General features: G+C 62.1%; 8 protein-coding genes and 1 tRNA gene. 5 read left to right on the plus strand and 4 right to left on the minus strand.

The features are described 5' to 3' along the window. Window positions 1-120 precede the first annotated feature (120 nt). Window positions 121-516, plus strand: a complete 396-nt coding sequence (locus EOC06_RS24175; protein WP_127270519.1) for a hypothetical protein — start codon at window positions 121-123, stop codon at window positions 514-516. A 181-nt stretch (window positions 517-697) separates the two neighbouring features. On the opposite strand, the gene EOC06_RS24180 is transcribed toward EOC06_RS24175, so the two are convergent. Then, window positions 698-772: transfer RNA gene (locus EOC06_RS24180), tRNA-Val, on the minus strand. A 114-nt stretch (window positions 773-886) separates the two neighbouring features. Next, entirely contained in the window at window positions 887-1,249 is a 363-nt protein-coding gene (gene cpdR, locus EOC06_RS24185; protein WP_006199474.1) for a cell cycle two-component system response regulator CpdR, read from the minus strand. Between the two features lie 163 nt (window positions 1,250-1,412). On the opposite strand from cpdR, the gene EOC06_RS24190 reads away from it, so the two are divergent. Next, window positions 1,413-2,354 carry an N-formylglutamate amidohydrolase gene (locus EOC06_RS24190; RefSeq protein WP_127329367.1) on the plus strand — a complete coding sequence of 314 codons (942 nt, stop codon included), beginning with the start codon at window positions 1,413-1,415 and terminating at the stop codon, window positions 2,352-2,354. 325 nt (window positions 2,355-2,679) lie between these two features. Continuing rightward, window positions 2,680-3,453 carry a histidinol-phosphatase gene (gene hisN / locus EOC06_RS24195; RefSeq protein WP_127270523.1) on the plus strand — a complete coding sequence of 258 codons (774 nt, stop codon included), beginning with the start codon at window positions 2,680-2,682 and terminating at the stop codon, window positions 3,451-3,453. Window positions 3,454-3,551: 98 nt separating this feature from the next. Here the strand turns inward: hisN and EOC06_RS24200 are convergent, their stop codons facing one another. Then, the gene (locus EOC06_RS24200; protein ID WP_128308970.1) at window positions 3,552-4,529 is read right to left on the minus strand and encodes an alpha/beta fold hydrolase; all 978 of its coding nucleotides are present in this window, start codon (window positions 4,527-4,529) and stop codon (window positions 3,552-3,554) included. Window positions 4,530-5,009: 480 nt separating this feature from the next. Here EOC06_RS24200 and EOC06_RS24205 point away from each other — a divergent pair, with 480 nt between their 5' ends. After that, window positions 5,010-5,477 (plus strand): Hsp20 family protein, encoded by a 468-nt coding sequence (locus tag EOC06_RS24205; protein ID WP_013529716.1) that lies wholly within the window; start codon window positions 5,010-5,012, stop codon window positions 5,475-5,477. Window positions 5,478-5,549: 72 nt separating this feature from the next. On the opposite strand, the gene EOC06_RS24210 is transcribed toward EOC06_RS24205, so the two are convergent. Beyond that, complete coding sequence (locus tag EOC06_RS24210) at window positions 5,550-6,599, minus strand: low specificity L-threonine aldolase (RefSeq protein WP_128308971.1); 1,050 nt, start codon at window positions 6,597-6,599, stop codon at window positions 5,550-5,552. Between the two features lie 509 nt (window positions 6,600-7,108). Here EOC06_RS24210 and gltB point away from each other — a divergent pair. Next, the coding region (gltB, locus tag EOC06_RS24215; protein ID WP_128308972.1) for a glutamate synthase large subunit at window positions 7,109-10,353 on the plus strand (3,245 nt) is incomplete at its 3' end.

Here is a 10,353-nt window from a genome sequence, read left to right on the forward strand (position 1 = left end):
TGCCGCTGCTTGTCAAGCTGAACTGACCAAGGCTCGCACCAGGCAGTTGAGGGCCTACCTGAACTGCCAGGAGGGTGACCTCTCTTGCCCGGTGCCATCAGAATGATCTGGAGTGACAAAATGCCGAATTTCAAGATGAGATATGTGCTGATCGCGCTTGTGCCGTTGGCGGTTGCTGGTTGCGTCAGCGCTGAGGATCAGCGCGCAATGGATCAGCAACAGTGCGCTTCTTACGGCTATAGGCCAGGAACCAACAGGTTTGCCGACTGCATGATGCAACAGACTTCACAACGTTCAGAAGACGAGCAGCGCTCAATGGATCGCATAGCCGCGCAGGAACAGAGAGACAAGGATCGCAAGGAAGCGCGTCGAAAGAACGACAGCTACATCGACCCAAGGCCGAGTTACGACAAGGACGGCAATCCGAATTTCGACACTCAAGGCAATTACCAAGGGTGTCACGGCGCGGGATGTTTGGTCGACAATCCAGACAATGGCGATGACGATGACCAGTAGGCCGGCTCCGCAAGGCTTGCCCCGATAGTCCGGCCTCGACCCAATCGAGAACCGTTCGCCAAGCTCAAGCACTGCATGCGGCGTTGCGCCAGGTGCAGGCTATAAGTCAACCTATGCGAACCTCTCTACCTCTGGGAACCAGCCGGGAAATGCCGATGCAAGATCTGCTTGTCTGGTTGGATGGTGGGCGTGACAGGGATTGAACCTGTGACCCCTGCAATGTCAATGCAGTGCTCTCCCGCTGAGCTACACGCCCATCCGAAGCCGCGCATACACCATTTTTGATCCAGCGCGTCAATAGCAGGAAAAAGGAAAGAAGGCGTCGTCTCGCCGCAGTGGCGAAGAGTGCGGCGCCTCGGCTAAAAACGGCTCACGCCGCCTGCAGCATCTTTTCGACCTCGTTGACGAGGTCGCGCAGGTGGAAGGGCTTCGACAGCACCTTGGCGTCTTTCGGCGCCTTGGAATCCGGGTTCAGCGCAACGGCGGCGAAACCGGTGATGAACATGACTTTCAGATCAGGATCGATCTCTGTGGCACGCCGCGCCAGTTCGATGCCGTCCATCTCTGGCATGACGATGTCGGTCAACAGCAGCGAGAAAGGCTCCTCGCGCAGCCGCTCATAGGCGCTGGCGCCATTGTCGAAATCGCTGACCTGGTAACCGGCGCGCTCCAGCGCCTTGACGAGGAACCGACGCATATCGTCGTCGTCTTCCGCCAGAAGAATGCGTGCCATGATATCCCGTCCGAATCACCCGCCCGAGGTTGCCGTTGGGCAAGCCCGTTAACCATCCTGTATATGAGGAGGTGAGGGTAAACATCAAGTGAACGCTGACGGGGATGATCCATATTTGCCGGGCGTGTGCTGCGGCCGAAATGCTGGACACGAGGCTTGCAAGGTGGCACTTTCACATCATGATGCACTGGTGTTTTCGGGTTCGTTCAAATTGAAGACGGCAGCCGAGGATTTTTCGGTCTTTCCACCCTTCGAAATCCGGTCGGGCGTCGAGCAGCGCGTCCCCTTCCTCTTCAACTCACCGCATAGCGGCCGCTACTATCCGGAGCGCTTCCTTGCCATGGCAAGGCTGGACCGCAACGCCATCCGCCGGTCCGAGGACTGCTACGTCGATGAGCTGTTCGGCGGCACCGTCGCGCTCGGCGCACCGCTGCTGGCGGCGAATTTCCCGAGGGCCTATCTCGACGTCAACCGTGAACCGTGGGAGCTTGATCCGCGCATGTTCGCCGAGCCGGTGCCGTCCTTCTGCAACATCCGCTCGGCACGGGTGGCCGGCGGGCTGGGCACGGTGCCGAAGCTGGTCGGCGAGGGGCTCGACATCTATTCCGGCCGCTTGCCGCTGGCCGAAGCGGTCGCCCGCATCGAGGCCGTCTACAAGCCCTATCACGAGACGCTGAAGCGGCTATTGACCAGAACCCATGCGCGGTTCGGCTTTGCCGTGCTGATCGACTGTCATTCGATGCCGGCGAGCATCAGGGTCGGCGACAGCGGCCAGCGGCCCGACTTCATCATCGGCGACCGTTTCGGCATCTCGGCAACCGCCGCCCTGACCGACACCGCGATCGGCCTGCTCAGCGCCATGGGCTATTCGGTCGCCCACAACAAGCCCTATGCCGGCGGCTTCATCACCGAGCACTATGGCCGCCCGGCGCGCCATCTGCACGCGCTGCAGATCGAGGTCAACCGGGGGCTCTATATGAACGAGCGGACATTCGAGAAGGCTGCCGGCTTCGATGCGCTGGCCGACGATCTGACGCGGTTCTCAGCCGACCTGATGTCGATGCCCGATCATCATTTCATCGACTTGCCACTGGCCGCGGAGTGAATAACCTGCCGCTGGCCGCGGACTGAATGGCGCCATAAAAAAAGACCGCATCGTTTGCACGATACGGTCGAAGTCTAGGGAGGAAACGCCCAAGGAGGGCATGGACAGGAAACCCTGTCCGAGATTGAGGGTATTGTGCGCTGCACAAATGTCAAGCGACCTTCAGCCTTTTTTAATTCACTCTGATGTGGAAATTGCGTTTCGATGGCGCCTGTGTGACATCCAGGCAACAGATGCCGTCGCGGAAAAATCCTCGACACCCTTGTTTTGGCACGAAATTGGCGGCAAAGCCGGGCTCGGGCATGCTGCAACGCGGGAGAATCAGTTGGACATCAGCATCGATTTCATGCGTCGCATCGCGCAGGCGGCAGCGGCGGAGACCTTGCCGCGCTTTCGTGCCCAAGGTGCGGTCGCCAACAAGGAACAGGGCAGTTTTGATCCGGTCACCGAGGCCGATCGCGAGGCCGAGCGCGCCATCCGGGCTCTGATATCGGCTGAGTATCCCGATCATGGCATTCTAGGCGAGGAGCATGGCAGCGAGAACATTTCGAGCCGGCACGTCTGGGTGATTGACCCGATCGACGGCACCCGCGCGTTCATTTCCGGTCTGCCGGTGTGGGGCACACTGGTCGGGCTGACGGTCGACGGCGACGCCGTTGCCGGCATGATGGCGCAGCCCTTCACCGGCGAGCTTTTCTACGCCAACGGCTCGGGCTCCCATTATGAGGGGCCAGGCGGGCCGCGAAAACTGACGACCCGCAAGACGACGAAGTTGGACCAGGCGACGCTGTTCACCACCACGCCGGCCCTGTTCAAGGGCGAGGCGCGCAACCGTTACGATGCATTCGAAAGACAGATCCAGCTCGCCCGCTATGGCGCCGATTGCTATGCCTTCGCCATGATCGCCTCGGGAAGCGTCGACATCGTCGCCGATCCCGGATTAAAGCCCTACGATATCGTGGCGCTGATCCCGATCATCGAAAAGGCAGGCGGCGTCGTCACCACATTCGATGGCGGGCCGGCGGAACAGGGCGGCGATGTACTCGCCGCGGCGACGCCGGAACTTCATGCCGCCGCCATGGCCGCCTTGCGCGGCTAAACGAGCGTCCGCCGCCATTCAGGTGATGCCGACCGCTTGAAGCAGTCGTTTTACTGCCGGCGGCACCCCTTGGGGAGCGGGCCAGCGACCGGCGCCCGTCAGGCTGTGGGGTTGTCGCTGCCGGGAATGAAGGCGTCGAAGGCGGCGAGCAATTGCTCGCGGTAGATGTCGGCTTCCTGCAGGATTTCGTGGCGGGAGCCATCGATCATCAGCAGCGAACCGAGCCGCAGACGCCTGGCGTAGGCTTCCACGGCCCTGGTCGAGACGACCTGGTCGGCGCCGGCGGCGATGATCAGCAGCGGGACCTGGATCCGAGCCATGAAATCGGGGTCGCTGACGGCTTCCGATGCTTTCGCGGCTGCCTGCAGCCAGCGGATCGTCGGCCCGCCAAGCGCCAGTTGCGGGTATTCTTCGTAGATCCGTGTGTTGCGCCGATAGCGCTCCGGGTCCGATGTCAGCTTGTTGGTCTCGAAAGGGGCCGTAACCCTCGGCCGCGGACCCCAGGCGGCGTAGAGCCGGCCGAGGCCGAGAGCGCAGAACAGAGAACAGACACGGCGAACCGTCGAGATCGAGACCGGCAGGTCGGGCAGCGTCAGGAAGGGCGCGATCAGCACCATGCGCCGGATGCGGTTCACCATTGATGGGACGGCAAGCAGGGTGATCAAGGCACCTGCCGAATGGGCGAGGATGTAGTACGGTCCGCGGCAATCGGGCAGCACGATCTCCTCGAAGAACTGTTCGAGGTCGGCGGTGTAGTCGCGGAAGCTGCTGACGTAGCCGCGCTGGTGATCGCGGATCAGCCGGTCGGAATCGCCCTGGCCGCGCCAATCGAGCGTGGCGACGCCAAAGCCGCGATCGGCAAGGTTGCGGATGGTTTCGAAATATTTCTCGATGCACTCGTTGCGGCCGGTGAGCAGGACCACGGTGCCCTTCATCGGGCGAGCGACCGCGCCGAACAGGCCGTAGCGGATATTCTTTCGGTCACGCGTGGTGAAGAAGCCGCCGGTGGCATTTTCCGGCCGCGGATTGCCCTCGATTTCGTGAAAAAGGGAGTTTTCGGTGAAAAGATCCGTCATTCGGCGCTTCGTGCTCGGCGTCTCGCATGCCCGCCTGCGCTGGCCGGCTCCGCTAAGGTGATAGACGCCCATGCGCCAAAAGCCAAGGAATTCCCGGTGAAGGGGAGGCTGCATCAGGGAAGGCCGGAAGCCGCTTGAAAGCGTGCTTCCGGCCCCTGTCGATCCGGGAGGAAGGGACGTTACACCCGGTCGGCCTCGTTGCGGTGCCTGTTGTGCAATCGGCGCCGCCAGTCCTTGATCCTGGAATGGACTTTAGCGCCGGCTGCCTGAACGCGCGCCGAAGTGCCGGTTCATCTGCCGTTCATCAAGGGTCCGGCCGCCGTGGCTTTTGCCGCCAGGTGAAATCTTGAAATGCTTTCCAGCGCTCCCCAAATGTCTCGTGCGGTCGCCAATGTCGGGGCCGCTGGTCCACCCGAAACGCCGCTCAAGGGTTTCGCACCGGCCATACGCAAACCATGTTGCTCAACAGGAGAACACCTCATGCGTCACGTTGATTTTTCCCCGCTTTATCGCTCGACGGTCGGCTTCGATCGTCTGTTCACGATGCTCGATTCGCTCGCGCAGCCGGATGGCGCGCAGACCTATCCGCCCTACAACATCGAGCGCACCGGTGAGGATTCCTACCGGATCTCGATGGCGGTTGCCGGCTTCTCGGACGAGGAAATCTCGATCGAAGCCCATCGCAACGTGCTGACCGTGAAGGGTGAGCGCAAGGACGAGGGTACCGGCGAAGGCTCTGAGCTGCTCTATCGCGGCATTGCCTCGAGGGCTTTCGAACGTCGCTTCCAGCTTGCCGACCACGTCGAGGTCGTTGGCGCCTCGCTGAAGAACGGCCTGCTCTTCGTCGACCTCAAGCGCAACATCCCCGAGGAGCTGAAGCCGCGCAAGATCGCCATTACGGCGTCTTCGGCCAAGGCCAAGCAGATCGAGGCCAAGACCGCTGCCTAAAATACAAGTCTCCTCCCGAGACGGAAGCGGCGCCGAAAGGCGCCGCTTTTTTGTTGTCGGGGAAATGCGTTATCAGGCGATCAGCTGGCCAAAACGGTCGACTTCATCGGCTGTCGTCGCAAAGCTGGTGACGAAGCGGTAGAGCAACTCGTCCTCGCCGATGTGGCCGTCAAAGCCATGCGGCTTGTGCCAGTCGTAGAAGGCGGCACCCGCGGTCTGCAGCCTCTCGGCCTCGGCCTTCTTGATCACCGCGAAAACCTCGTTCGCCTGCGGCAGCCATGCCAGCTTGGCCGTTGCCGAATCCTCGATCGCGGCGGCAAGGCGTGCGGCCATGGCGTTGGCGTGGCGGGCGGTGTCCAGCCACAGCCCATCCTTGAAATAGGCCTCGAACTGCGCCGCGACGAAGCGCGATTTCGAAAACAGCTGGGCGGCGCGCTTGCGCAGGAAGGCCAATTCCCTGGCACGATCGAGGTCGAACAACACGATCGCTTCGGCGCACCAGCAGCCGTTCTTGGTGCCGCCGAAGGAGAGGATGTCGACGCCGCGTTTCCAGGTCATTTCGGCCGGTGTCGTGTCGAGTGCGACCAGCGCATTGGCAAAGCGGGCGCCATCCATGTGCAGGGGCACCGAATATTGTTTGGCGATCGCCGAGATCGTCTCGATCTCATCCAGGCCGTAGATGGTGCCGACCTCGGTCGACTGGGTGATCGAAACGGCCATTGGCCGTCCCCAATGGACAATTTCCGGTGCGAAACGGCCGATGGTCCTTTCCAGATTGTGCGGATCGATCTTGCCCAGCGCGCCATCGATCTCATGCAGGCGAGAGCCGCCGGAAAAATATACCGGCGCGCCGCATTCGTCCTCGATGACATGCGATTCGCGATGGGCAAAGGAAATGCCGCCCGGCTTGTTGTAAGCGGTGAGCGCCAGCGAGTTGGCGGCCGTGCCGGTGGCGACGAAGAACACCGCGACCTCGCGTTCGAAAATCTCGCTGAAGCGCTGGTAGACTGCCCGGTCGAGCGCACCGTCGCCATAGGCGGTGGAAAAGCCGCCGGCATTGGCCGACAGGCCGGCGGCAATATTGGGATGGGCGCCTGCCCAATTGTCGGAAGCGAAGAACATGCATCTGCCTATGTCTTGGGAGGTCGGAGAGTTGGGGAGATCGGGTTTTGGGGAAATCAGTCTGAAGTTGACCGGTTTCGCGAGCGGACCGCAAGGGGCCAGGCGCCGGAAAAACAGTAAAGCCAGCCAACCGGCAAAGCCCAGGCCGACGACTGAAGCTTACGTTTTTCCCGGACTTGACGACATTTTCTGTCGCCAAAAGCCCAAGTTTTTTGTGAATCGGTCTTGTGTGCGTCCCAGATTTCTGCCATAAAAATTTAGGACAGTAGTGCTGTCTTATTTTGTCGCACAAAACGAGCCGGATTGGCGTATCATTGGGCCTCTCCGGCTGTTGCCGCGAGCGACAGGTGGACAGCCAGACTCTGGCCTGTACGATTACCAGATGCGATCCATGCGGAAAGCCGCCTGGTTCGGCAAGGATTTCGCAAGACGTGCCACAAGGATCAGGGTGAGCCAAGCGCTTGCCGAGGCAAACCAGCGCCTGAATGGCTGGGAATGGAGGACAGGAGATGACGGACATGACGCACTCTGCGACGAACGGCCAGGCCGCGCAGACGAAAGCGGCAACCGTCAAAACCACCTTGCGATCCAATATTAGCCGAACCGCCAACGGCTTTTCCGCCCAGGGCCTCTACGATCCGCGCAACGAGCATGACGCCTGCGGCGTCGGCTTCATCGTCAATATGAAGGGCGTGAAGTCGCATCAGATCGTCAAGGACGGGCTGGCTGTGCTCGAAAATCTGACGCATCGCGGCGCCGTTGGCGCCGATCCGCTGGTCGGCGATGGCGCCGGCGTGCTGGTGCAGCTTCCCGACCAGTTCTTCCGTGAGGAGATGGCGGCCCAGGGCATCGAGCTGCCGCCGGCGGGTCAGTACGGCGTCGGACACTGGTTCATGCCGCAGGACGCGGCCCTTCGCGCCCATATCGAGGACATCATTGTCGAATCGGCGCAATCCGAGGGGCTTCCGCTCATCGGTTTCCGTGACGTGCCCGTCGACAATTCGTCGCTTTCGAAGGCGCCTGACATCGTGGCATCCGAGCCGTTCCACCGGCAGATCTTCATCGGCCGCACGCCAGACATTACCGATGACGAGGAATACGAGGCCAGGCTCTATCTGCTGCGCAAGGTCATATCGGGCCGCATCTACGCCGAGAACGACAACAAGGACATCGGCGCCTATTGCGTGTCGCTGTCGGCGCGCACCATCGTCTACAAGGGCATGTTCCTGGCCTACCAGGTCGGCGCCTATTACAAGGACCTGATCGATCCGCGCTTCGAGACCGCGCTGATCCTCGTCCACCAGCGCTTCTCGACCAACACCTTCCCGTCTTGGAAGCTGGCGCATCCCTACCGCATGGTCGCCCACAATGGCGAGATCAACACCGTGCGCGGCAACAACAACTGGATGGCTGCGCGCCAGGCGTCGGTCGATTCCGAACTGTTCGGCAACAACATCTCGAAGCTGTGGCCGATTTCCTATGACGGCCAGTCCGACACCGCCTGCTTCGACAATGCGCTCGAGTTCCTGTTCCAGGGCGGGTACAGGCTCAGCCATGCCATGATGATGCTGATCCCGGAAGCCTGGGCGGGCAACAAGCTCATGGATGCCGATCGCAAGGCTTTCTACGAATACCATGCGGCACTGATGGAGCCGTGGGACGGGCCGGCGGCGGTGGTTTTCACCGATGGCCGCCAGATCGGCGCCACGCTCGACCGCAATGGCCTGCGCCCGGCACGCTACATCGTCACCGATGACGACCGCGTCATCATGGCCTCGGAAGCCGGCGTGCTGCCGGTGCCCGAGGAGAAGATCGTCAAGAAGTGGCGGCTGCAGCCAGGCCGGATGCTTCTGATCGACCTGGAGAAGGGGCGTATCGTCTCCGACGAGGAGCTCAAGTCGGAGATCGCGACCAAGCATCCCTACAAGACCTGGCTCGCCAACACACAGCTCATCCTCGAAGATTTGAAGCCGGTCGAGCCGCGCGCGCTGCGCAAGGATGTCAGCCTGCTCGATCGCCAGCAGGCGTTCGGCTACAGCCAGGAAGACACCAAGCTGTTGATGTCGCCGATGGCGACGACAGGCCAGGAGGCGGTGGGCTCGATGGGCACCGACACGCCGATCTCGGCGATGTCGGACAAGTCAAAGCTGCTCTACACCTACTTCAAGCAGAACTTCGCCCAGGTCACCAACCCGCCGATCGATCCGATCCGCGAGGAGCTGGTGATGAGCCTGGTGTCCTTCATCGGGCCGCGGCCCAACATCTTCGATCTGGTCGGCAATTCGCGCCGCAAGCGGCTCGAGGTGCGCCAGCCGATCCTGACCAATGGCGATCTCGAAAAGATCCGTTCCATCGGCCACACCGAGGACCGCTTCGACACCAAGACGATCGACATCACCTATGGCTCGGCCGAAGGGGCCGCGGGCATGCAGGGCGCCATCGACCGGTTGTGCGAGCGGGCGGAGGCGGCGGTCGCCGGCGGCTACAACATCATCATCCTGTCCGACCGCCAGGTCGGGCCGGACCGCATCGCCATCCCGGCGCTGCTGGCTACGGCCGCGGTCCATCATCACCTGATCCGCAAGGGGCTGCGCACCTCGGTCGGCCTCGTCGTCGAATCCGGCGAGCCGCGCGAAGTGCATCATTTCTGCTGCCTTGCCGGCTATGGCGCCGAGGCGATCAACCCGTACCTTGCCTTCGACACGCTGCTCGACATGCACAAGCGCGGCGAACTGCCGAAGGAAGTGGACGCCTACGAGGTCGTTTCGCGCTACATCAAGTCGATCGGCAAGGGCATCCTCAAGGTGATGTCCAAGATGGGCATCTCGACCTACCAGTCTTATTGCGGCGCGCAGATTTTCGACGCCATCGGCCTGAAGACCGATTTCGTGCAGCAATACTTCACCGGCACCGCGACGCTGATCGAAGGCGTCGGCCTGGACGAGATCGCGGCCGAGACGCTCAGCCGTCACAATGACGGTTTCGGCAACGACCCCGTGCTGCGCAACAGCCTCGAGGTCGGCGGCGAATACATGTTCCGCATGCGCGGCGAGGCGCATATCTGGTCGCCCGACGCAGTCGCCACCTTGCAGCACGCCGTGCGCCAGGGGTCGTGGGAAACGTTCAAGGACTATTCCGCCCAGATCGACAGCGAGACGGCCCGCGCCCAGACCATTCGCGGCCTGTTCAAGATCAAGCTGGCCGGAGAGACCGGCCGCAAGAAGGTGGCGCTCGACGACGTCATGTCAGCGGCCGACATCGTCAAGCGGTTCTCGACCGGGGCGATGTCGTTCGGGTCGATCTCGCGCGAAGCGCATACCACGCTGGCGCGCGCCATGAACCAGATCGGCGGCAAGTCGAACACCGGGGAGGGCGGCGAAGAGGCCGACCGCTATCTGCCGCTGCCTGGCGGCGGCAAGAACCCGGAACGCTCGGCGATCAAGCAGATCGCCTCGGGCCGTTTCGGCGTCACGGCCGAATACCTCGTCAATTCCGACATGATGCAGATCAAGGTGGCGCAGGGTGCCAAGCCCGGCGAGGGCGGCCAGCTGCCCGGCCACAAGGTCGACGCGACCATCGCCAAGGTCCGGCATTCGACGCCGGGCGTGGGCCTGATCTCGCCGCCGCCGCATCACGACATCTATTCGATCGAGGATCTGGCACAGCTGATCTACGATCTGAAGAACGTCAATCCGGCGGCCGACGTGTCGGTCAAGCTGGTGTCGGAAGTCGGCGTCGGCACGGTCGCGGCGGG

The sequence above is a fragment of the Mesorhizobium sp. M7A.F.Ca.MR.362.00.0.0 genome (assembly GCF_004023175.1).
GTDB lineage: Bacteria > Pseudomonadota > Alphaproteobacteria > Rhizobiales > Rhizobiaceae > Mesorhizobium.

Coding starts and splice junctions, on each gene's coding strand:
- EOC06_RS24175 (WP_127270519.1), top strand. CDS start 121: ATGCCGAATTTCAAGATGAGATATGTGCTGATCGCGCTTGTGCCGTTG.
- cpdR (WP_006199474.1), bottom strand. CDS start 1,249: ATGGCACGCATTCTTCTGGCGGAAGACGACGACGATATGCGTCGGTTC.
- EOC06_RS24200 (WP_128308970.1), bottom strand. CDS start 4,529: ATGACGGATCTTTTCACCGAAAACTCCCTTTTTCACGAAATCGAGGGC.
- EOC06_RS24205 (WP_013529716.1), top strand. CDS start 5,010: ATGCGTCACGTTGATTTTTCCCCGCTTTATCGCTCGACGGTCGGCTTC.
- EOC06_RS24210 (WP_128308971.1), bottom strand. CDS start 6,599: ATGTTCTTCGCTTCCGACAATTGGGCAGGCGCCCATCCCAATATTGCC.